General features: G+C 70.7%; 17 protein-coding genes and 1 tRNA gene. 3 read left to right on the plus strand and 15 right to left on the minus strand.

Going from position 1 to position 21,725, the window contains the following annotated elements; translation table 11 throughout:
• Window positions 1-66 precede the first annotated feature (66 nt).
• The 5 genes from ACPYN4_RS05620 to ACPYN4_RS05640 form a co-directional block, all read right to left on the minus strand.
• Window positions 67-258 (minus strand): helix-turn-helix domain-containing protein, encoded by a 192-nt coding sequence (locus tag ACPYN4_RS05620; RefSeq protein WP_424445835.1) that lies wholly within the window; start codon window positions 256-258, stop codon window positions 67-69.
• Between the two features lie 114 nt (window positions 259-372).
• On the minus strand, window positions 373-3,885 hold the full coding sequence (gene mobF, locus ACPYN4_RS05625) for a MobF family relaxase (protein WP_424445836.1): 3,513 nt from the start codon (window positions 3,883-3,885) through the stop codon (window positions 373-375).
• 748 nt (window positions 3,886-4,633) lie between these two features.
• Window positions 4,634-5,839 carry a tyrosine-type recombinase/integrase gene (locus ACPYN4_RS05630; protein WP_424445837.1) on the minus strand — a complete coding sequence of 402 codons (1,206 nt, stop codon included), beginning with the start codon at window positions 5,837-5,839 and terminating at the stop codon, window positions 4,634-4,636.
• Window positions 5,832-6,032 (minus strand): helix-turn-helix domain-containing protein, encoded by a 201-nt coding sequence (locus tag ACPYN4_RS05635; RefSeq protein ID WP_424445838.1) that lies wholly within the window; start codon window positions 6,030-6,032, stop codon window positions 5,832-5,834. The genes ACPYN4_RS05630 and ACPYN4_RS05635 overlap by 8 nt, the downstream gene beginning before the upstream one ends.
• A gap of 190 nt (window positions 6,033-6,222) precedes the next feature.
• Window positions 6,223-6,294, minus strand: a tRNA-Gln gene (locus ACPYN4_RS05640).
• A gap of 145 nt (window positions 6,295-6,439) precedes the next feature.
• On the opposite strand from ACPYN4_RS05640, the gene ACPYN4_RS05645 reads away from it, so the two are divergent.
• Window positions 6,440-8,422, plus strand: coding sequence for an ArnT family glycosyltransferase (locus ACPYN4_RS05645; protein WP_424445839.1), 1,983 nt, complete (start codon window positions 6,440-6,442; stop codon window positions 8,420-8,422).
• Window positions 8,423-8,441: 19 nt separating this feature from the next.
• Here ACPYN4_RS05645 and gltX read toward each other — a convergent pair whose 3' ends face one another.
• Together gltX and ACPYN4_RS05655 are read right to left on the minus strand one after the other, a co-directional pair.
• On the minus strand, window positions 8,442-9,956 hold the full coding sequence (gene gltX / locus ACPYN4_RS05650; RefSeq protein WP_424445840.1) for a glutamate--tRNA ligase: 1,515 nt from the start codon (window positions 9,954-9,956) through the stop codon (window positions 8,442-8,444).
• 220 nt (window positions 9,957-10,176) lie between these two features.
• Window positions 10,177-11,154 carry a LysR family transcriptional regulator gene (locus tag ACPYN4_RS05655; RefSeq protein WP_424445841.1) on the minus strand — a complete coding sequence of 326 codons (978 nt, stop codon included), beginning with the start codon at window positions 11,152-11,154 and terminating at the stop codon, window positions 10,177-10,179.
• A gap of 48 nt (window positions 11,155-11,202) precedes the next feature.
• Here ACPYN4_RS05655 and ACPYN4_RS05660 point away from each other — a divergent pair, with 48 nt between their 5' ends.
• A complete protein-coding gene (locus tag ACPYN4_RS05660; protein ID WP_424445842.1) occupies window positions 11,203-12,279 on the plus strand; it encodes an aminotransferase class V-fold PLP-dependent enzyme in 1,077 nt (358 codons plus the stop codon).
• A 277-nt stretch (window positions 12,280-12,556) separates the two neighbouring features.
• Here the strand turns inward: ACPYN4_RS05660 and ACPYN4_RS05665 are convergent, their stop codons facing one another.
• Genes ACPYN4_RS05665 through ACPYN4_RS05685 form a run of 5 tightly spaced genes read right to left on the minus strand, consistent with a single transcriptional unit; the run spans window position 12,557 to window position 18,423 of the window.
• The gene (locus ACPYN4_RS05665; protein WP_287269570.1) at window positions 12,557-13,816 is read right to left on the minus strand and encodes an MFS transporter; all 1,260 of its coding nucleotides are present in this window, start codon (window positions 13,814-13,816) and stop codon (window positions 12,557-12,559) included.
• The gene (locus ACPYN4_RS05670; protein ID WP_424445843.1) at window positions 13,809-14,591 is read right to left on the minus strand and encodes a fumarylacetoacetate hydrolase family protein; all 783 of its coding nucleotides are present in this window, start codon (window positions 14,589-14,591) and stop codon (window positions 13,809-13,811) included. Before ACPYN4_RS05670 ends, ACPYN4_RS05665 begins: the two co-directional genes overlap by 8 nt.
• A complete protein-coding gene (locus ACPYN4_RS05675; RefSeq protein ID WP_424445845.1) occupies window positions 14,588-15,715 on the minus strand; it encodes a branched-chain amino acid aminotransferase in 1,128 nt (375 codons plus the stop codon). Before ACPYN4_RS05675 ends, ACPYN4_RS05670 begins: the two co-directional genes overlap by 4 nt.
• Before the next feature lie 51 nt (window positions 15,716-15,766).
• Window positions 15,767-16,834 carry a 3-isopropylmalate dehydrogenase gene (locus tag ACPYN4_RS05680; RefSeq protein ID WP_076690536.1) on the minus strand — a complete coding sequence of 356 codons (1,068 nt, stop codon included), beginning with the start codon at window positions 16,832-16,834 and terminating at the stop codon, window positions 15,767-15,769.
• A 41-nt stretch (window positions 16,835-16,875) separates the two neighbouring features.
• Window positions 16,876-18,423: an MFS transporter gene (locus ACPYN4_RS05685; RefSeq protein ID WP_424445847.1), complete on the minus strand. Its 1,548-nt coding sequence runs from the start codon at window positions 18,421-18,423 to the stop codon at window positions 16,876-16,878.
• A gap of 66 nt (window positions 18,424-18,489) precedes the next feature.
• On the opposite strand from ACPYN4_RS05685, the gene ACPYN4_RS05690 reads away from it, so the two are divergent.
• Window positions 18,490-19,044, plus strand: a complete 555-nt coding sequence (locus ACPYN4_RS05690; RefSeq protein WP_076690534.1) for a TetR/AcrR family transcriptional regulator — start codon at window positions 18,490-18,492, stop codon at window positions 19,042-19,044.
• A 40-nt stretch (window positions 19,045-19,084) separates the two neighbouring features.
• On the opposite strand, the gene serA is transcribed toward ACPYN4_RS05690, so the two are convergent.
• The 3 genes from serA to ACPYN4_RS05705 form a co-directional block, all read right to left on the minus strand.
• Window positions 19,085-20,689, minus strand: coding sequence for a phosphoglycerate dehydrogenase (serA, locus tag ACPYN4_RS05695; protein ID WP_424445848.1), 1,605 nt, complete (start codon window positions 20,687-20,689; stop codon window positions 19,085-19,087).
• Between the two features lie 169 nt (window positions 20,690-20,858).
• A complete protein-coding gene (locus ACPYN4_RS05700) occupies window positions 20,859-21,212 on the minus strand; it encodes a bacitracin resistance protein (protein ID WP_424445849.1) in 354 nt (117 codons plus the stop codon).
• Window positions 21,209-21,712 (minus strand): DNA polymerase III subunit gamma/tau, encoded by a 504-nt coding sequence (locus tag ACPYN4_RS05705; protein ID WP_424445850.1) that lies wholly within the window; start codon window positions 21,710-21,712, stop codon window positions 21,209-21,211. The genes ACPYN4_RS05700 and ACPYN4_RS05705 overlap by 4 nt, the downstream gene beginning before the upstream one ends.
• Window positions 21,713-21,725: the final 13 nt, after the last annotated feature.

Below are 21,725 nucleotides of genomic sequence, written 5' to 3' on the forward strand. Positions count from 1 at the left end.
TCTCAACTCCCAAAACGGCAAGTTGTGCAGAATACAACTTGCCTCCGACACTCAGCTGCACTCGCGTCAGGTGTCGCTGATGCGGGTCGAGGCACCTCCTCTACGCACCCACTCATCGACCTCGGAGGCCTGGAACTTCCACAGACGCCCCACCTTGTGCGCGGGCATCCCCTTGTCGGCGATCCAGACGTAGACCGTCTCCTTGGTGACGCCCAGGTGAGCGGCGATGTCGTCCGCAGACAGCCAGGGCGCACTCACGAGGACACCGCCTTGACGAGTTCAATCGAGGTCATGTCTCAGAGCCTATCGGCGAAACCATCTTTTGGCCGGTTTTTCCCAGTTTGGTTTCATTCAGCTCAGATCCGGCGACGCTCACGACAGCAACCGTCCGTCGCGGTACGGGGAGCGATCTCGACTCGATTCATTCCTCAGAGCGTCGAGCCGCGTCGCTCCCACTTCCGCTGCTCTGCGGGATTCCTCGGCAGCGAGGCGCTGAGCCTCGTCTTGGGCAGCACGCTCGTTGACGAGCTTCACCGCTTCATCTGGCAGAAGCACATCGAGTTGGGCGAGGTAGCGGCGATCCTGCGCCGCCTGCTCGCGCAGGGCCTTCACCCGCGCAGCAATCGCGCTCGGACGCCGGTTCCCGAGGACGCGCTCGTACAGCGCCGTGTGCTCCCGCGACTGCCTCGCGGTGATCTCGCTGACGATCTGGCGCGCCTGCGTGGCTTCCGCGCGTGCTTCGGCGACCGCGGGCACGTGGCTGGCTTCGTGCTGGGCGACTGACTCGGACCACGCGGGCAGATTGCTTTCGCTGCGGGGGACGCTCTGCCACCGGCCGCGCACAACCCGCTCTGTCTCCGCACGCCGGGCGTCGGCGTTGTTCGCGGTGCGGGTGCCAGAGCGCTTGCGGAACCGAGACGCGCTCTCCTTGGCCCGGCGTGCCGCGATGGCGTTCTGCTGCGCAGCCAGGAACGTGGCGCCATCCGCGACTGCCTCCTCTGTCAGCGACTCCACAACGTCCGCGAGCACGGCAGCAGCCTTCGCATCGACGGCTTCCGCCAGCTCACGCTGCGCCTCGTACTCGACCTTGTGTCGCTCGGACTGGTCATGCAATCTGACGGCTGCCGACGCCCAGCGCTCTCGCTCCACGTCAGCCTTCGCGATCCGCTCGATGATCCGGTCACGCTCCACACTCACGATAGACATAGGCCCGTCCGCGATCAGGTCGGCGACGGCCTCACGGGCGCGTTCGGTGGCGTCTTCCAGGCCGCGGTCTGCGCGGTCTCGGGCGAGCGCATCGACGAACTGCTGCTTCGCGTCTGCGAGATCGCTGGCAACGATGTGCAGCCTGTTCGTCTCGCGCCCGCGGGTCATACCGACATAGACGCCTGCCGCATCGATAGCGTCGGAGAGCAACGTGTGTGCGGCATTCACGGTCGAGCCCTGGACGCCGTACGCGGTGACCGCGTAGGCCAGATGCGCATCCTCGGCCACGTACTCCGCGGGCAAGGTCACGGTGCGCTGCTGCTTACGACCGTTGCCGGTCTCAATGACGCTCAGCGCGCCGTCTTCGCCGACGTGCTGCACCGTCCAGGTCTGCCGGTTGGCAACGCAGAGCGCGGACTCGTTGCGGCGGGTCTGGATCACGTCCCCGGCGCCGATGGGAAGGCCGTCGCTGCCGAGCACCGTCCGCGCGTCGTCGACCTCGCCGCAGTCGACCCGCTCGGCACGGATGCGTTCGTTCAGCGCCCGGGCCTCGTCGTTCGTCGCCGCGGTGATCACATCCGCCGGGCGCGTCGTCCTGGCAATGTTCTCCCGCACGTCGTCGTCGGTGTCGTGCAGAACGATCAGCGCATGATCGTTCAGCCAATCGAAGATCGCGGTGGGGTTGCGGGCATGCCGCAGCTCGAGCGTGAACGCCGCATACGCGGGGTCGGTGAAGCGGTGCAGGCTCGTCATATCGACGACTGCTGGGGTGAGTTGGGTGGCGATGTCGAGAACGCCTCCGCGTCCGACCGCGGAGAGTTGCGCCCGGTCTCCGACGAGCGCGACAGTCGCCCCGGCCTCGTCCGCGACTTGCAACAGCGCGACGGCGGAGTCCTGGTCGAGCATCCCTGCCTCGTCGACGACGATCCGCTCACCTCGCGCGAGACGCGCCTCCTGCACCGGACCCCGGTAGGTACTTCCGGTTTCGGGATCGGCGTCACCGGGCCTGAGGCGCGTCCACACGCCGTCGCTGTTCCACCGGAATCCATGCGCGTAGACGAGCGCAGCAACGGACTCGGTCGGGATGCCGAGGTCTTGGGCAGCGACATCGGCGGCCTTCTTCGTCGGCGTGACGACCCGTATCTCACGACCCTCCGCGGCCGCGGCGGCGATGGCTGTCTTGAGCATCGTGGTCTTGCCCGACCCCGCGGCGCCTTCGACCACGACGAGCGGGTTGGCGGATGCGACGACGGCGGCCGCCCGCTCCTGTTCATCGTCCAGGCTCGCCTGCATCGCAAGGCCGTGTACGCCCGGCACGCGCTGGTTGGACTTCTCCGCGCGTGCGGTGAGCAGGTCGCGCAGTTCCGTCTCGGCAGCGACGACGCGCAAGGATGTCAGATGCGCGATGTGCTCCGGCGTCGGCGCACCGGGTGGGAGGACGGAGAGGCAATCCGATGCTGCGAGCTGCGTCGCGAGTTGCACGAACTCTTGCAGATCCTCGGGTGTGGCTTGCACGCCGTGCTCAGTGGTGATGCGGGTGACGTGCTCGCGCAGCGTGTGCACCGTCCACGCCGATGCGCCCGCCGCCGCACGGTCAAGTGCACGAGATGCGACTTCCTCGATCCGCAGCTCGTCGAGTGCAACGGGTACAGGCCTGTGTGCCCGTGGTGCATCCGGGCTGTAGCCGGCGTCTTCGAGCTCCGCGCGCCAACCGGCCTCGCTGCCGAGCACCGTGGGCTTCTTCCGCGGGCGTTCGTGCTCCCACGCCTTCGCTTTCAGCCGAGCCCGCACGCCCGGCCCCGGTTCCTCGCCGGGATGCGCAGCTTCCCACTCGGCCTCGAAGGTGGCGAGATTGCGTTCGACCTGCGCACCGCGCTTCGAAAGGGCCGCGTTGAACGGCTCCAGCTCCGCGACCTCTCCCGTCACCGGGTCGAGCGTGAGCCCGTGCTTGTCGAGTACGGCGGCGAGTTGCGGGTGCGCGGCGATGATCGCGGTGCCGAGGGCGCGGATGGCTCCCTGCTGCTTGAACAAGGCTGCGGTGTCCAGGCCGCGCCACGTCCCCGCGGCGTAGACGCGGGTGCCGATCTGAAAGTGGATGTGCCGATGCGGGTCACCCGCACGGCTGGTCTTGTGCGCGACCGAGACACTCTGCAGCTGCTGCACCGGCACGACCTCCCGTGCGTGCCGAGGCCCGATTCGGGTGACCGAGTGCTGGGCGAGCCAGCGTCGAATCTCCGCCGCCGCATCCTGTTGCGCGGCGTCGAGCGCGTCGGAGACCTCCGGGTGCAGGGCGGCGGCGATGGAGAGGGATTTCGGGGCGTTGACCACCATCTCCGCAAACCGGGGCGAACCCCGCATCCCCTCGCCCGCGCCGCGCGGGGTTCCCATCGATGTGCCGCTGATCGGGTCCGTCCAGTCCACCCATGCGGCGTACTGCTGCGGGTCGAGCGTCCGCGCCTCGATGATCTCGCCCGCGGAGTCGGTGGCAGTGAACTCCGCGAGCGCGGTGCCGCCCTCCAGGTAGTACTCGTCGGCGGTCGACCTGTCCGACTCCAGGTATCGGCGCGCGGCCGCGCCGGTACCGCGGAACAGGATCACGCCGCCCTTCACCCCGGGCCTCCTCACGAGTCGTCTCATGAGGGAGGTGCGCACGCCCCACCAGCGGTGGCATACGTCCATGAATGAATCTCTGAGGAGAAGCACGTGGCGCGAGCGTCTGAGCAGGGGGCGCAGATGAGCGGCCGAGACGGTCGGGGCACAGTGGCGACGGTGGTTCGGGAGCGCCGTGCATGGTCGCGGAGCGATGGTGACGCACGGGCGTCACTAAGCCGATCAGTGCAGCCGAGCGCTCTACGACGACCTCAGGGACTCATCCGTTTGCGGACGCGAACCGGCAGCCCGACCGGACAACGCGAAGCGGTCGTTCACAGCGTCACGAGGTGCGGAGACGACTGCTTCCGGCTCCGGTGCGACGGTCCCGGCAATTTTCCGGGGCCGTCAGCGAAGGGCGTGCGCGCCGTCCAACACGTTTATCCGCGTCGTCCACGGTGCCGCCAAATTGACGGAACCGTCCGGCCTCCCAAATTTCGGCCGGCCGACTCCTCGTACGGTGGTGGCAAGTTGACACCGCCTGTAATCCCGGGGCTGGGGTTCGTGGTGGTGCAAGACTTGCGCCACCACGGTGGTGTCGATTCGGCACAACCGGAGGTCTTTCACGGGGGTGCCGAATCGACACCCCCGTCGCCGAGCCTCGACCCCGCACCGCTGTCCGGCCGTGTCCGGCCGATCTACGGTGGTTGAGATTCCGCACCGCCGCCGCACGCTCATGGACTTGTGGTGCAGGCACGTTACCTCTCCTCTCGCAGAGGCGCAAGGCTTTGTTGAGGAGGTACGCGGCCCGTCCCGCGCAACCAGCGAGCCGCACGGCTCATGTCCCAAGGATCGTGTCGAGGATGTCGGCGGTGACGACGTCGACCTGCTCGGCGGTGATGACGTAGCTGTTGCGTGTGACCATCTCGTTTGCGTGCCCGAGCAGCCGTGACGCGATGGTGAGCCCCGCCGCGCGCTCCACGAGCGTCGCGGTGGTGCGCCTATAAATGTGCGTCGAGTACTCGTCGACCTCTACACCGAGGCGCACAAGCTCATCGCGGTTGTCGTCGATGAACGAGCGCAGCAGCCGTTCGTAGTTGGAAACGCTCATCGGCTTGCCGGTCTTCGTCGCGAACAGCAGTGCCTCCGGCCCACGCTCTGCAAGCGCGAGTCGGCGTCGCACCGCGTCGGCCGCGAGAGCAGGGAGCGCGATGCGACGACGTTGGCGGGTGCGCTTCCGGGCGTTCTTGCGCTGGACGCCCTGCACCTTGTTCTGAATCACGGTGCCGTCGATCAGGATCGTCGGCGGGGCGGTGGTCATGTCTACGTCGCAGCGGCGCAGGCCGATGCACTCCCCCACGCGGGCGGAGGTGCCGAGCATGATGTCCATGCCGTCCACGAGCGCCCGCCAGTTCGGGCGCGGCCCCATGCCCTCCGTCTCCCGCCACCGGGTCATGAGGTCGCGGATCGCCTCGATCTGCTGCGGAGTGAGCATCGCGGTCTTCTTCTCCGGCGTCGGCAGCCGCGCGACGTCGCGCACCGGGTTCGCCGGGATCGCATCGTCGCGCACGGCGAACCCGCAGATGAGCGACAGCACCGAGCGCGCCTTCCGCGCTGCGGACACGCCCCGGTCGGCCAGGAGATTCTGGATGATCCGGTCGCAGCGGCCGACCGTGAGCGCCTCCAGCGTGACGCCGCCACAGACGGGGACGAGGGTGAGACGGACGGTGGTCTCGTAGTTCTCATACGTCGACCACGACAGCGTGCCGTTCTCGGCGCGCACCTTCACCGTCGGCAGCCACGCCTCCGCCGCCTCCTGGATGGTCGATCCGGCGGTGACGATGGCCTTCGTGTGCGTCGTCATCGTCTTCGCTCGTGACAGCAGTTCTTCGCGGGCTGCATCCTCGGTGGGGCCTTCGGCACGGAGCTGCACCAGCTCACCGGAGTCGTCGCGCATCCGGGCGCGTGCCCGCCACTTCCCGTTCGCGAGCTGGGTCACCTGCACCTGGCCGAGATCGCCTGCGGCGATCTTCGGCCTAGCCATGACGCTGCTCCCGCGCCCACGCGAGCACGTCGTCGCGGTCGTACTTCACGTGCCGACCGAGCTTCAGCCACGGCGGCCCGGACTTCGTGAGACGCCAGCCTTCGAGCGTGCGCGCGGGCACGCCCAGCAGCACGGCGACCTCGGCCTGGGTCAGGAACGCGGGCTCGACCTCGATGCGTACATGAGCTTCCATGCCTGACAGGTGCGGAGCGCGTACCCACGCGAACGAGCGGGGGCGAGTGCGTACCTCATCAACAGAGACGACCACGAAACGCGCCCCGCGGGGGTTTCTGGTCACCAATGTGGTCACCAGACGCCAAATCGCGCCATTCGACGAAGTGAGGAGGGAGCCGGACTTCCTAGAGAACTCTAGCGATTCGTTGCTGGGGTACCTGGACTCGAACCAAGAACAACTGAACCAGAATCAGCCGTGTTGCCAATTACACCATACCCCAAGGGGGTTCGGCCGAAGCCGTACCGAGGGTCAAGCTTAGCCCACCGGAGAGGCGCGGCCAAACCGGGGCGACCTGGCGCGTCGCGCTCAGCGGATTCACAAGCGGCGCCTCGATCGCTCCTGGTGGGCGGCACTACCGTCGCGTCGTGACCGTCCTCGCCGCTCCCCCACTGCCCGTCGCCGCCGGCGTGACCGGCCGGTCCTGGGGCTCACGCTGGGGCTCGCGCTGGGGCTGGAGCGTCGCCACCCTCGCTGTCGTCACGCTACTCGTCACCGGGTGGGGCGTCGGCGGGTCGATGTCGGACTACTACGCGTCGATCGCCCTGTCGATGAGCGAGAGCTGGTCGAACTTCTTCTTCGGCGCGATGGACCCGGCGGGCACTGTCACCCTCGACAAGATCCCCGGTTCCTTCTGGATCCCCGCGCTGTTCGTGCGCGTCTTCGGGTTCTCGCCCTGGGCGGTGATCGTCCCGAACGCACTCGCGGCCTCGGCATCCGTCGTCGTGGTCTGCGTCACGGCCCGGCGCTGGGCGGGCCCGCTGGCGGGGCTGACGGCGGGCGCCGTCGTCGCGACGACGCCGATCCTCGTGGCGGTCGCGCGGTCGAACCAGCCGGAGACCTTCTTCGTGCTCGCCCTGGCCCTGACGGCGTGGGCCGCCACGAGGGCGCTCGACCGCCGGAGTCTCGGCTGGCTTCTGCTGGCGGGCGTGTTCATCGCGGCGGGATTTCACACCTACATGCTGGAGGCCTGGGCAGTCTGGCCCGCGCTCGCCCTGGCCTACCTCTGCACCCCGCAGAGCCGGGCGCGCCGCATCTGGCACCTCGCGGTGGCGGGTGCGACGAGCCTCGCACTGTCCCTCGTCTGGATCGTCGCGGTCGCGCTCGTCCCGGCATCCGCCCGCCCCTACATCGGCAGCACGCTCTCCAACAACCCGTGGGAGATGGTCTTCGGCTACAACGGACTCGGCCGCCTCGGGCAGGTCACGGCGGACGAGACCGCCTATCGCTCGTTCACACCGCCGTTCTCCGGCAGCCCCGCGGCGCTGCGCCTGCTGAACGACGCGCTCGCCACCCAGATCGGGTGGATGCTGCCCACCGCCCTCGTCGCGGTCGCCGTACTGTTCGTGCTGCGGTTCCGGCTGCCGTTGACCGTTTTCGGAACGGCATGGTTCGTCACCTTCGCCGCCATGTTCTCGGGCGTGGCGGGCATGCACCAGTTCTACACCGCAGCACTCGCAATCCCCACAGCCCTGCTGATCGGAACCGCCTTCGCGCGCGCCCGCCGCCGCGGCGTGCTCTGGGCGCAGCTGGCGCTGCCCGCGACCGCGGCCGTCACGGCACTGTGCATCAGCATTGCCACCCCGGCGGCGACGTACTCCCTCGTCGCGGCGGCGCTGCAGTGCGCCGTCGCCGCGGTGACGGCGGGACTCGTGCTGACCGAGCGCCGTCGCGGGCGGCGGATGCCGGTGACCGCCGCCGCGGGCATCGTCGCCCTGCTGCTGACGCCGATGGTGTGGGCGGTGGTCACGATGGGCACACCGAACTCGACCAACCCGGTGGCCGGAGGGGTCGCGGCACAGGGCGTTCCCGGAGCGTCGGGAGGCTTCGGCGCCGGCCGCGCGCCCGGCGGCGGCCCCGGCGGCGGCGCGGGAACGTTCGGACAGGCGCCGTCTGCCGGGCGGGACGGTCGCGCGGCCGGCGGCGCGGGAACCGGCGGCATCGGACGCGGGAACGGGATGCCGGTGTTCGGCGCCTCCAGCACGGCGCAGCTCGCCTGGCTCGAGGCGCACCGAGACGGCACGCCCTACCTCGCGGCCGCGTTCGGCGCGCAGTCTGCCGCGAGCCTCATCATCGCCTCGGACGGTCAGCCCGTGCTGCCGATCGGCGGCTTCAACGGGGAGGATCCGGTGCCGACCCTCGCCGCCTTCCAGCAGCTCATCGCCGACGGCGACCTGCGCTACGTCCTCGCCGGCAGCGCCGGCGCCCTGGGTAGTGGTGGGGGTGCTGGTGGTGTCGGCAGCGGGGGCGACACCGGCTCCACGAGTGCGGAGATCCGCGCGTGGGTGCGGGAGAACTGCACCGCGATGACGGATGCCGCGGCATCCGGAATCTACGACTGCACGCCCTGAGCGAGCGCGCCCACGCAGATCAGCTCAGGTGCTCCACGAGCGCACCGAGGCGGCGGACCGACTCGGCCTTGCCGAGCAGCTCCATCGACTCGAACAGCGGCGGTGAGACGCGGCGACCGCTGACCGCCACCCGCAGCGGGCCGTACGCGACGCGGGGCTTGAGGCCCAGGCCGTCGATGAGCGCGCCCGCGAGCGCCTCCTGCACGGCGGCGGCGGTGAAGCCCTGCTCGGGCACCAGCTCGAGCGCGCCGACGGATGCCACGAGCACCTCGCCGACGTTGGCGGGGAGGCTCTTCAGCGCGTCCTCGTCGTAGGCGACCTCGTCGCGGAAGAGGAAGCCGAGGAGGCCCGACGCCTCCCCCAACAGCTGCATGCGCTCCTGCACGAGCGGGGCCGCGGCATCCAGCGTCGCCTGCTGCGCCGCCGTCGGCGGGTTCGCCACGAGACCGGCCGCGTGCAGGTACGGCACGAGCCGGCTCGCGAAGTCCGCCGGCTCGAGCATGCGGATGTGGTCACCGTTGATCGACTCGGCCTTCTTCTGGTCGAAGCGGGCGGGGTTGGGGTTGACGTCGGCGATGTCGAACGCGGCCACGAGCTCGTCGCGCGAGAACACGTCGCGATCGGCGGCGATCGACCAGCCGAGCAGTGACAGGTAGTTCAGCAGGCCCTCGTGGATGAAGCCCTTCTCGCGCAGCAGGAACAGGTCGGCCTGCGGGTCACGCTTGGAGAGCTTCTTGTTGCCCGTCTCGCCGAGAACGAGCGGCATGTGCCCGAACCGCGGGACGAAATCGGTGACGCCGGCGTCGTTCAGCGCCGCATACAGCGCGAGCTGACGGGCGGTCGACGGCATGAGGTCCTCGCCGCGGATGACGTGCGTGATGCCCATGAGCGCGTCGTCGACGGGGTTCGTGAAGGTGTAGAGCGCCTGACCGCCCGCCCGCACGACGACGAAGTCGGGGAACGATCCGGCGGGGAACGTCACCTCGCCGCGGATGAGGTCGACGTAGGTGAGGTCGTGGTCGGGCACCCGCAGCCGGTAGGCCGGCTCGCGACCTTCGGCGCGGAACGCGGCCTTCTGCTCGTCGGTGAGGTCGCGGTCGAAGTTGTCGTAGCCGAGCTGCTTCGCGCGGCCGGCGGCCTCGTTGCGGGCGTCGATCTCCTCGGCGGTGGAGTACGACTCGTACACCGCGCCGGAGGCGATCAGCCGCTCGAGCACCTCGGCATAGATCTCGCGGCGCTGCGACTGCCGGTACGGCGCGTGCGGGCCGCCCTTCTCGACACCCTCGTCCCAGTCGATCTCGAGCCAGGTGAGTGCGTCGACGAGCTGACGGTAGCTCTCCTCGCTGTCGCGGGCGGCGTCGGTGTCCTCGACGCGGAAGATCAGCTTGCCGCCGGTGTGCCGCGCGTACGCCCAGTTGTACAGGGCGGTGCGGACCATTCCGACGTGCGGCAGCCCCGTCGGCGAGGGGCAGAACCGCACGCGGACGTCGGTTCCGGAAGCGGTGGTGGTGCGGGGATCGATCGCTGCAGACATCCGCACCAGTCTAGTTCGACGGACGCCGCCGGCCGTGGCCGCGCCGTCGCGGCTCGCGCCGTCGCGGCTCGCGCCGCGGCGGCCCGCGCCGCGGGATGGGCGCGCCTCGCCGCGGCTCGCGCTGCGGCATCCGTCGTCGCGTTCATCGAACCCCGGCATCCGTCGACGCGGTCGTCAAGGAACCATTCTCGCGGCGAGAAACCACGTCTGGCGTGTTTTCTCAGCCCGCGGATGGTTTCTCGACGGCACTGCCCGACGCGAGGACCTGCTGCAGGGCCTCAAGCGCGGCGGCGAGCGACGGCACCCGCTCCGCGCCCTGCGCCGTCACGACGTGGAGACGCCGCGCCTCCGCCGGCGGCAGCGGCGCCGTGACGATGCCGGGCAGCAGCGGGAACGACTCGAGAGCCATGCGCGGCAGCGTCGCCACGCCGATGCCCTGCGCGACGAGACCCTCGACGGCCACGTAGTTGTCGGTCTCGTATCCGATGCGCGGGGTGAACCCGGCGCGTCCGCACAGTTCCAGCAGGTGCCCGCGACAGCGGGGGCAGCCGGCGATCCACGTCTCGTCCGACAGCTCGCCGACATCGCGCACGGCGGCGTGGCCCGCCGGTAGGACGAGCATGAGGTCATCGCGCCCCGCGCTGCGCACCGAGAGCCCGCGGGCGCTGGAGCGGTGCGGGTCGTCGCGGTCGCCCGGATAGCTGAAGGTGAGGGCGATGTCGGCACGATCCTCGCGCACGGCCTCGACCGCCTCCGGCGGCTCCGCTTCCAGATACGTCAGCGACAGACCGGAGTGGGATGCCGCGAGGGCCGCGATGAGCCGCGGCACGACGACAGGCGACGCGGATGGGAAGGCCACGAGCCGCACGACTCCGGTGCGGAGCCCCCGCAGCTGAGCGAGTTCCTCGGCCACCGCGTCGACGGCGAGCGTCACGGCGGGCGCGTGGCGTGCAAGCACACGCCCGGCTTCGGTGAGACGGATGCCGCGCCCCACCCGCTCCACGATCGCCACGCCGAGCCGGGACTCCAGGCGCCGCAGGTGCTGGCTGATCGCCGGCTGGCTGAACCCCCGGGTGCCGGCGGCGCCCGTGATCGACCCGGTGTCGGCGATCGCGCGGACGATGCGCAGCGTCTGGACGTCGAGGTCGAGACTCGGTTCTTCCGGCATCCATCCATAATCACACGTCATGTCTTTCATCGGACACCTGTCGTAGACGCATAAGTTGCGCGACGGGAAAGTGGATGCATGAGCCCGACGTCCCTCGCCGCCCGCCCGCCGGCCGACCTCGGAAGTCTCGAGGCGCTGCGCGCGCAGTTCCCGGATGCCGCGGGGTATCTCGCCGCATGTACGTTGGGACTTCCCACGTCGGGCACCCGCGCGGCGATCGCGGCCGACCTCGCCGGGCGGCCGGACGTCGCGCAGTACTCGCGCGCGGTCGAGGCGTCGCGCGCGCACTTCGCGCGACTGGTCGGGGTGACGCCGGACCGCGTGGCGATCGGAGCGCAGACATCGGTCCAGGTCGCGCTGCTCGCGGCATCCGTCCCCGAGGGCGCCGACGTGCTCGTTCCCGAGCATGAGTTCTCGTCGCTCGTGCTGCCGTTCGTCCACGCGGGGCGCGGCATCCGCGTGCGCACGGCGCCGCTGGCGCGTCTCGCCGACGAGATCCGGCCGGGTACCGCGCTCGTCGCGTTCTCGCTCGTGCAGTCGGCTTCGGGCGAGGTCGCCGACCTCGACGCGATCGTCGCCGCCGCCTCCCGGTGGGGCGCTCGGACCGTGTGCGACGCGACACAGGCGGTGGGGTGGCTGCCCGTCTCCGCCGCACGCGTCGACGCCCTCCTCTGCCACGCGTACAAGTGGCTGTGCTGTCCGCGCGGCGTCGCGTTCCTCACCGTGCGCGCGGAATACGCCCGCGTTCTCGTGCCCGTGCAAGCCGGGTGGTATGCGGGCGAGGACCCGTGGACCTCTTGCTACGGCGGCGACGCGGACCTGGCCGGCTGCGCCCGTCGCTTCGACATCTCCCCCGCCTGGCAGGCCTTCGTCGGCGCGGAGCCCGCCCTCGCCGCGTTCGCCGCGACCGACATCGCGCGGGTGCACGCGTGGACCACACGGCTGGCTGCGGCCTTCCGCAAGCGTCTGGACCTGCCGGAACCGGAGCGCCCGAGCGCCATCGTCACGTGGCCGGATGCCAATGGATGCGATCTCGCGCGTCTCACCTCGGCCGGCATCACGGCCTCCGGCCGCAATGGCAGCGCGCGCGTCGCTTTCCACGTCTTCAACGACACCCGGGACGTCGACCGGGCAGCGGTCGCGCTCGGACGCTGACCCGCCGCCTCCTCGACCTCGCCCCACCTAACAGCAAGGGATCGTGCGCGACACGCCGGCGCGAGCCGTGAGTCTGCGGCGTGTCGCCCGGCATCCCTTGCCGTTCGCCATCGCGCCGCAAGCCCGCCGGAACCTCCCCCCTGGGCCGAGCCCTTCCCTCTGGGACGCGGTGGGCGTGAGGGTTCGGCGCGGGGATGAGGGTTCGACACTGCGGAGGGATCCGGGCCGGGCGGATGCCGCGGGCCAACCGGATGCCGCGGGCGGGCGCGTCAGCGCGTCAGCGCGCGGCGCGCGCGTACGGCGCGAGCACCGTCACCGCGGCGACGACGATGAGCGCGACGAGGGCGAGCCCGCCGTAGCCGATCGCGCCGAGCACGAAGCCCGCACCGATCGCCCCGAGGCCGCCGACGAGGCTCATCGCGAGATCGCTGCGGCCCTGGCGGCGCGTGCGCAGCGACTCCGCCGACGACTCCGTCAGCAGCGTCGATCCCGCGACCGTCGACGCGCTCCAGCCGAGGCCGAGCAGGACGAGCGCGACGGTGACGGCGGCGCCGGACTCCTGGCCGACGGCCGCGGTCAGCAGCGCCGCGGTGAGCAGGGCCTGGCCGAGGAGGATCGTGGGGATGCGGCCGAGTCGGTCGGCGAGGACGCCGAACACCGGAGCGAGCGCGTACATCCCCGCGATGTGCAGGCTGATCGTAAGACCGATGATCTCGAGGTCCGCGCCGTGGTGCAGCAGATGCACGGGCGTCATCGCCATGACGGCGACCATCACGCCGTGGGCGCCCGCGACCGCGACGATGGCGTACGCGGCCGCGCGCGGCCGGTCGGCGCGGGCGATCCCCGCGGCGGCTCCCGTCGCCGCGCTGCCCGCGATCCGCGTCGCCACCAGCAGCGGATCCGGTCGCAGCGCCGCGAGGTACAGCGCGACGGCCAGGATCTGCGCGACGACGGTGAACACGTACGGCCCGGTCAGCGGCGGCATCCCCAGCGCGTCGCCGAGCGCCTCCCCCGGACCCACGAGGTTCGGCCCGAGGACCGCCCCGATCGTGGTCGCCCAGACGACGAGCGAGAGATCGCGGCCGCGCGTGGCCGCCGTGGCGAGGTCGACCGCCGCGAACCGCGACTGCAGGTTCGCGGCCTGACCCGCGCCGATGAGCGCGAACCCCGCCAGCAGCAGCGGGAAGACCCGCACGCCCGCCGCGAGGATCACCACAGCGACGCCGACGAGCGCGATGAGCATGCCGCCGGCCAACGCGATACGGCGCCCACGACGCCGCGCGAGCGCTGCGAGCGGGACGGCGAGAGCCGCCGTCCCGAGCGTCACGAGCGCGGTCGCGAGCCCCGAGAACGCCTCATCGCCGGAGATGTCCGCCGCCAGCACGGCGCCGAGCGAGATCGTCGCTCCGAAGGCGATGCCGCCGAGGATCTGCCCCGACGCGAGCACCCCCACGGTCCGACGCCGCAGGCGGGCGAGCGCGTCGTCGTCGTAGGCCGCGGCATCCGTCGCCGACGTCGGTCCGGTCGCGTCAGCCATCGGCGCGCGGCGCGTCGCGGACAGGGTTCCGCAACGTCCCGAGCCCCGTGATCTCCACCTCGACGACGTCGCCCGCGACGAACGGACCGACGCCGGCCGGCGTCCCCGCAAGGATCACGTCGCCCGGCAGCAGCGTGAACGCCTGTGAGGCGTACGAGATGAACTCGGCGACCGAGTGCACCATGTTGCCGAGCGCGCCGTCCTGGCGGACCTCGCCGTTGACCCGGGTGATGATGCGCACATCGGATGCCGGGTCGAACTCGGTCTCGATCGCGGGACCGAGCGGGCAGAACGTGTCGAACCCCTTCGCGCGCGCCCACTGCCCATCGGTCTTCTGCAGGTCTCGCGCCGTGACGTCGTTGCCGATCGTGTAGCCGAAGACGTGGTCCAGCGCATCGGCGACCGACACGTTCTTCGTGACGCGGCCGATGACAGCGGCAAGCTCGCCCTCGTAGTCGGTGCGCTCGGACTGCGGCGGCCGCACGATCGTGTCCCCGGGTCCGATGACGGAGGTGTTGGGCTTGAGGAACATCATGGGCTCCTCGGGCACCTCGTTGCCGAGCTCCGCCGCGTGGTCGCGGTAATTGCGGGCGATGCCGATGACCTTCGAGCGCGGGATCACTGGTGCGAGCAGCGCGACCTCGCCGAGCGGCACGCGCTCACCCGTCGTGTCGAATCCGGCGAACAGCGGATCACCGGCGAGGACGACCAGTTCGCCCTCGTCGACGATGCCGAACCGGATGGCGTCCTGGTGGCTGAAGCGGACGATCCTCACGCGTCAGAGCCCTCGGCGGCGTCGGCGTCCAGCCGCAGCAGCCAGCCGTGCGTGTCTTCCCGGCGCCCGTACTGGATGTCGGTGAGCTCCTGCCGCAGCGACAGGGCGAGCTCGCCGAGGGGCTGCTCGTCGACGAAGTCGTGACCCTTCAGCTGCCCGATGGGAGCGACCACGGCCGCGGTACCGCACGCGAACACCTCGACGATGTCGCCCGAGGCGACGCCCTCGCGCCACTCGCCGATCGAGACGGCGCGCCCCTCGACCTTGTGCCCGCGGTCGGCGGCCAGCTGGAGGATGGAGTCGCGCGTGATGCCCTCGAGGATCGAGTCCGACTGCGGCGTGACGAGCGTGCCGTCCTTGTAGACGAACACGACGTTCATGCCGCCGAGCTCCTCGACGTTGCGGTGGGAGTCGAGGAAGACGACCTGGTCGCATCCCTGCTCGTAGGCCTCGGCCTGCGGCAGCAGACTCGCGGCGTAGTTGCCGCCGGTCTTGGCGGCACCGGTCCCGCCCTTGCCGGCGCGGGCATAGTCCTCGCTGAGCCAGATCGAGACCGGCTTGGCGCCGCCCTTGAAGTAGGCGCCGACCGGCGAGGCGATGAGGTAGTAGGCCACCTTGTTCGCGGGGCGCACGCCGAGGAACGCCTCCTTGGCGAACATGAAGGGCCGCAGGTACAGGCTCTGGTCAGCGCCGGAGGGGACCCACGCGCCGTCGACCGCGATGAGCTCGCGCAGCGACTGGATGAAGTACTCCACCGGCAGTTCCGGCAGCGCGAGCCGCCGGGCGCTGCGCTGCAGGCGACGGCCGTTCTGGTCGGGGCGGAAGGTCCACACCGAGCCGTCGGCGTGACGGTAGGCCTTGATCCCCTCGAAGATCTCCTGGCCGTAGTGGAGCACCGCGGCGGCGGGGTCGAGCGAGATGGGCCCGTAGGGCTGCACGCGCGGACGGTGCCACCCGCCGCGCACCGACCAGCAGATGTCGACCATGTGGTCGGTGAAGGTCGTGCCGAAGGCGGGGTCGACCAGCAGTTGGTCGCGCTCGGCGGGCGTCTTGGCGGCGAGGTTGCGCGTGACGGCGAACTCGAGCGGAGCGAGGGCGGTGTCGGGGTCGTGGGTGAGGCTCATGAGATGTCCTGTGAGATCGTGACCGGTGCGGCGGGATGCGGCATCCTCAGGCTACGCCGCGGGCGTCGCGGCGGGGAGCGCCCGGGCGATGGCGTCGCCGGTCTGTGCGGTCGTGCGGGCGGATCCGTCCCGGGCGGCGATATCGGCTTCGATGGCGCGGGTGACGCGCCGGGCCTCATCGGCGAGCCCGAGGTGATCGAGCATGAGTGCGATGGATCCGATGGCGGCCGTGGGGTCGGCCTGCTGGGTCCCCGCGATGTCCGGCGCTGAGCCGTGCACGGGCTCGAACATCGAGGGGAAGACGCCGTCGGGATTGATGTTCCCCGATGCGGCGAGGCCGATGCCTCCGGTGACGGCGCCGGCCAAGTCGGTGAGGATGTCGCCGAAGAGGTTGTCGGTGACGATCACGTCGAAGCGGCCCGGGTTCGTGACCAGATAGATGGTGGCCGCGTCGACGTGTGCATAGTCTACGGTCACGTCGGGGTGCTCGGATGCCACGGCGTCCACGATCCGCTTCCACATGCCGCCGGCGTGCACCAGCACGTTGGTCTTGTGCACGAGGGTCAGTTTCTTCCGGCGCTTCTCCGCCTGCGCGAAGGCGTAGCGGACGACGCGCTCGATGCCGTAGGCCGTGTTGACCGAGGTCTCGTTGGCGACCTCGTGAGGCGTGCCGGTGCGGATCGAGCCGCCGTTGCCGACGTACGGCCCCTCGGTCCCCTCGCGCACGACGACGAAATCGATCTCGCCGGGGTCGGCGAGCGGACCGGGCGCCCCCGGGTACAGCCTCGACGGGCGGAGGTTCACGTAGTGGTCGAGTGCGAACCGCAGCTTCAGCAGCAGGCCGCGCTCGATGTTCGCATCCTTCAGGCGCGGGTCGCCGGGCACGCCGCCGACAGCGCCCAGGAGGATGACGTCATGGCTCGCGATCGCCGCGAGGTCATCGTCAGTGAGCGTGTCGCCGGTCTCGAGGTAACGCGCCGCGCCGAGCGAGAACCGCGTTTTCTCGAAGGTGACGCCGGAGTCGCGCGTCACGGCATCCAGGACCTTCTCCGCCTCGGCGACGACTTCGGGACCGATGCCGTCGCCCGGGATGACGGCCAGCTTGATGACGCGCGACATGGATCTCCTCGTGCTCACAGAGACCGCGCGAGGCGTGCCGATCAGTGCTCGGCGTGCGCGGTGCGGGACCCCTTCAGCGTAGTGGCCGCGATGACCGCTGCGATGCCGACGAGGACGGCGCCGATCACGGCCGTGATGCCCACCCCGGCGTCGAACGCGTGCGCTGCCGCGGTGCGGAGGGCCTCGGCGGTGGCGGGATCGAGCGTGTCGGCGACGGTCACCGCGCCCGCGAGGGTCTCGCGCGCGGCATCCGCGGCGTCGCCGGCCACGCCCGCCGGCAGCACGATTCCGGTGCGATACGCGGCGGTGAGGATGCCGCCGAGCACGGCCGTGCCGAGGACGGCGCCGAGCTCGTACGCCGTCTCGGAGACCGCGCTGGCGGCCCCCGCCTTCGCGGGCGGGGCGCTCGCGAGGATGAGGTCGTTCGAGACGGTCTCGGCGGCCCCGATGCCGATGCCGAGCAGCGTGAACGCGCCGATCAGCAGCGCGAGCGCGCCCTCGCCGACTGCGAGCGGGACGAGGAGGTACGCGACGACGGAGAACGCCAGCGCGGCGGGGACGACGATGCGGGCCGACACGCGCCGTGCGACGGGCACCACGAGCAGGCCCGAGATGATCATCGCGAGCATGCCCGGCACGAGCGCGAGCCCGGCGTTCATGGGCGAGAGCCCGACGATCAGCTGCAGGTGCTGCGCGACGAAGTAGAGAAACCCGACGAGGGCGATGACGCTCAGCAGGTTGACCAGGAGCGCGCCACTGAAGGTACCGCGCGAGAAGAGGCGCATGTCGAGCATGGGCTGCTCCGCGGCGAGCTGACGACGCACGAACAGGATGCCGAAGAGGATGCCCGTCGCGGCGAGGATCACCGGCAGCGGACCGAACCCGTGGACCGCCACCTCCTTGATGGCGTACACGACGGGGACCATCGTGAGCATCGACAGGGCGATGCTCACCGGGTCGATGCGACCGGGGTGCGGGTCGCGACTCTCCGGCACGAGGAGCGGCGCGAGGACGAGAAGCGGGATGAGCACGGGCACCGACATGAGGAAGACCGAGCCCCATGCGAAGTGCTCGAGCAGGAGGCCGCCGACGATCGGCCCGAGGGCGGCGCCGGCCGAGAACATCGAGGCCCAGACGGCGATCGCGAGGCGGCGCTGGTCGCGATCGGTGAAGATCGACCGCAGCAGCGAGAGCGTCGAGGGCATGAGCATCGCACCGAACACGCCCATCCCGGCACGGGCGGCGATGAGCCAGGCGGCGCTGGGGGCGAACGCGGCGAGCACCGAGACGGCGGCGAATCCGGTCGCGCCGATCAGCAGCATCCGGCGCCGGCCGAACCGGTCGCCCAGGGTCCCCATCGTCACCAGCAGGCCCGCGAGCACGAGCGGGTAGGCGTCGATGATCCACAGCTGCTGGGCGCTGGAGGGGTTCAGGCTCAGCGAGATGTCGGGCAGCGCGAAGCTCAGCACGGTGTTGTCCACCGAGACGAGCAGCACGGGCAGCATGAGGACGACCAGCGCCGTCCAGCCGCGCCAGCCGACCCGCTTCCCCTGAGCGTCGGCGAGGGTGATCTCTTCAGTCAAAGTCATGATATCTATACCGTCCAGCCGGTATAGTAACAGATGACCGCGTCCCGACGCGAGAGGATGGAGAACATGTCCCGCCCACCCCGTGCCCGCGAGAGCGTGCTCGACGCGTTCGAGGCGCTGCTCATCGCCGAGGGACCGAAGGCGGCGACGATGGATGCCGCCGCGCAGGCCGCCGGCGTCTCGAAGGGCGGCCTGCTCTACCACTTCGCGTCGAAGGAAGCGCTGGAGACCGCGTTGCTGGAGCGCATGGAGCAGCTCGCGCGCGAGGACGTCGCCGAGATGGAGGCGGAGCCCGAGGGCATCGTGTCGGCGTTCCTGCGGTCGTCGGTGATGGACGACTCCCCCATCGACCGCGCGCTCATCGCGGGATCGCGCCTCGCGCAGGGAGGCAGCGCGGCGGCCGTCGAGGCGCTGCGGCGCGTGCGCGAGCTGTGGGAAGAGGCGCTGCGTCCCCACACCCGCGACGAGACGGCGCTGCAGCTGGTGCTGCTCGTGAGCGACGGGCTCTACTTCAACAACGCCCTGGGCGTGCAGACCCCCGGCGCCACCGTCCCGGGGCCGGTGCCCGAGGGCGCCGCGATGGATGCCCTGATCGCGCTCGTCGAGGCATCGGCCCGCTGAGCGGGCCGGCTCGGCGGGCCGACCGGGGCCGGTGCGCGGGTCAGGCCTCGGTGATCTCGATCTGGCGGAACAGGTCGGCGCCGACGGCCTCGCGCATCTGATCGAGGATGTCGTCCGGCACGGGCTGGTCGACGGTCAGCACCGACAGGGCGCGGCCGCTGGCATCGGGGTGCGCGACGAACAGCCCCGCGATGTTGATGCCGGCCTCGCCGAGCTTCTGGCCGTAGATCGCCACGATGCCCGGGCGGTCGGCGTAGCGCATGACGACGTGGTGCTCCTCGATCGGCACCTCGATCTCGTATCCGTTGATGCCGACGATCTTCGGCACCATGCGGGTGCCGGCGAGCGTGCCCGCGACCGTCAGCACGGTGCCGTCCGACAGCGTGCCGCGCAGGATCGTGATGTTGCGGTAGAGCGGGCTCTCCGCCTCCACGACCAGGCGCGTCTCGATGCCGCGCTGCTCGGCGAACAGCGGCGCGTTCACGTAGGAGACGTTCTCGCTCACGATCTTGGTGAAGATGCCCTTGAGCGCCGCGAGACGGTAGACGCTGACGTCGTAGGCGGCGAGCTCCCCGCGCACCTCGATGTCGAGGCTCGTGAGGGCGCTCGTCGCGAGGCCCGAGAACACCTGGCCGAGCTTTTCGACGAGGGCGATGCCGGGACGCACGAACGGGTCGATGACGCCGCCCGCGACGTTGACGGCGTCGGGCACGAGGTCGCCCTCGAGGGCGAGCTTGACGGAGCGGGCGACCGAGATGCCGGCCTTCTCCTGCGCCTCGTCCGTCGATGCCCCGAGGTGCGGCGTCACCACGACGTTCGGCAGCGACAGCAGCGGGTACGCCGTGCCGTCCTCCTTCGGCGGCTCGGAGGTGAAGACGTCGAGGCCGGCGCCGGCGATCTCGCCGGTCGTGAGCGCCGTGTACAGCGCCTCCTCGTCGATGAGGCCGCCGCGGGCGACGTTGACGACATACGCCGTCGGCTTCATGGCGCGGAACTGCTCCGCCCCGATCATGCCGGTCGTCTCAGGCGTCTTGGGCATGTGGATCGTGACGAAGTCGCTCTGCGCGAGCAGCTCGTCGAGCGACAGCAGGGTGACACCGAGCTGCTGTGCGCGCGCCGGGGTGACATACGGGTCGTACGCGACCACCGTCACGCCGAAGCCCTGCAGGCGCGCGGCGATGAGTGCGCCGATGCGGCCGAGTCCGATGATGCCGACGGTCTTCTCGAACAGTTCGGTGCCGGTGAACGAGCTGCGCTTCCAGGCGCCGGCGGCCAGCGACGCGTGCGCGGCGGGGATGTGGCGGGCGAGGCTCAGGATGTGCCCGACCGTGAGCTCGGCCGCCGAGATGATGTTCGACGTCGGTGCGTTGACGACCATGACGCCGGCGGCGGTGGCGGCCTTGATGTCGACGTTGTCGAGGCCGACGCCGGCGCGCGCGACGACCTTGAGGCGGGATGCCGCGGCGATCGCCTCGGCATCCACCTTCGTCGCCGAGCGGATGAGGATCGCGTCCGCGTCCGCGATCGCGGTGAGCAGCGCCGGGCGGTCGGTGCCGTCGACGTTGCGGACGACGAAGCCCTCCCCGAGGGCGTCGATCGTGGCGGGAGAGAGTTCTTCGGCGATGAGGACGACAGGCTTGGACACAGCGGCAGACCTTCGGAAGTACGCGCGGGCGCGAGCGGGTGGAGTTCCACGCCGCACACCACCGGGAGGAGGCGGGGCGTGTCGGGACTCAGCCTACCCGGGCGCGACGCGCGGTCCCGACCGTGTGACGCCCGCGGTCACGCCCCGTGACGGGGAGGCGTCGGCGACTTCAGCCCAGCATCGACGCGCCGGCGACGGCGCTGTAGGCGATGATGTTCAGCCAGAACACTGCGACGACGGCGAGGCCGGTCACCATCACGAGCGCGAACTGCCACCACACTCGTCGCCAGCCGAGCGCGAACGCGATGCCGAACGCGATCAGCGGGAAGACGACCGCCAGCAGCAGCACGAACCAGCCGTAGGCGTTCAGCGACAGGGCGCCCGTCGCCTGCGCGACGAGGAAGTCCACGGCGTTCCACACCGCGTAGGCGTAGAAGAGCCCGAACAGCGCGGCGATCGTGACGACCGCCCACGTGGGCGTCTGCGGCGCGCGCCGCGGCGCGGCGGTCGTGTCGGCGGTCATTGTCCCACCGCTCCGATCATCACGAACGGCCACGGGACGAGGAGGGCGAGCCCGCCGATCAGCCAGACCAGCCGCAGCCACGGCTTCGACAGCCGCGTGAGCAGGTACACCGTCGCGAACCACAGCGCCGGCGCGATGACGGCGAGCCAGAAGGCGAAGCGATACCCGACGGGGCTCACGAGGAACTGCGCGGTGCCCTCCAGGCGCAGCCCACCGATGATCCAGCCGATCGTGAAGAGTGCGTAGACGCCGCCGAGGATGCCGAGGCTCACGAGCACGACGTTGCCGAGCGGCGTCGGCTCGCCCGGCATCGTCACCGTCCCGTCGGGCTCGATCCGGCCGACCTCGTCGCTGCCGCGTCCGACCGCGGTGTAGCCGTCCGGCAGCGCCACCGGCCCTGCCGCGGGTTCCGGGTCGGCCGCGGGTCGGGTCCCGACGTCGAGCGTGGGATCGTCATCGCCGTCCCAGCTGAGGGCGTCGTCGTCGCGTCCGGTGCTCACCCGTTCAGCGTAC

It is taken from the genome of Microbacterium sp. CH-015 (assembly GCF_049707015.1).
Taxonomy (GTDB): Bacteria; Actinomycetota; Actinomycetes; order Actinomycetales; family Microbacteriaceae; genus Microbacterium; species Microbacterium aurum.

Bases quoted from the DNA above. Each gene is read 5' to 3' on its own strand.
- mobF (WP_424445836.1), bottom strand. From the start codon at position 3,885: ATGGACGTATGCCACCGCTGGTGGGGCGTGCGCACCTCCCTCATGAGA.
- ACPYN4_RS05630 (WP_424445837.1), bottom strand. From the start codon at position 5,839: ATGGCTAGGCCGAAGATCGCCGCAGGCGATCTCGGCCAGGTGCAGGTG.
- ACPYN4_RS05635 (WP_424445838.1), bottom strand. From the start codon at position 6,032: ATGGAAGCTCATGTACGCATCGAGGTCGAGCCCGCGTTCCTGACCCAG.
- gltX (WP_424445840.1), bottom strand. From the start codon at position 9,956: ATGTCTGCAGCGATCGATCCCCGCACCACCACCGCTTCCGGAACCGAC.
- ACPYN4_RS05655 (WP_424445841.1), bottom strand. From the start codon at position 11,154: ATGAAAGACATGACGTGTGATTATGGATGGATGCCGGAAGAACCGAGT.
- ACPYN4_RS05660 (WP_424445842.1), top strand. From the start codon at position 11,203: ATGAGCCCGACGTCCCTCGCCGCCCGCCCGCCGGCCGACCTCGGAAGT.
- ACPYN4_RS05665 (WP_287269570.1), bottom strand. From the start codon at position 13,816: ATGGCTGACGCGACCGGACCGACGTCGGCGACGGATGCCGCGGCCTAC.
- ACPYN4_RS05675 (WP_424445845.1), bottom strand. From the start codon at position 15,715: ATGAGCCTCACCCACGACCCCGACACCGCCCTCGCTCCGCTCGAGTTC.
- ACPYN4_RS05680 (WP_076690536.1), bottom strand. From the start codon at position 16,834: ATGTCGCGCGTCATCAAGCTGGCCGTCATCCCGGGCGACGGCATCGGT.
- ACPYN4_RS05685 (WP_424445847.1), bottom strand. From the start codon at position 18,423: ATGACTTTGACTGAAGAGATCACCCTCGCCGACGCTCAGGGGAAGCGG.
- ACPYN4_RS05690 (WP_076690534.1), top strand. From the start codon at position 18,490: ATGTCCCGCCCACCCCGTGCCCGCGAGAGCGTGCTCGACGCGTTCGAG.
- ACPYN4_RS05700 (WP_424445849.1), bottom strand. From the start codon at position 21,212: ATGACCGCCGACACGACCGCCGCGCCGCGGCGCGCGCCGCAGACGCCC.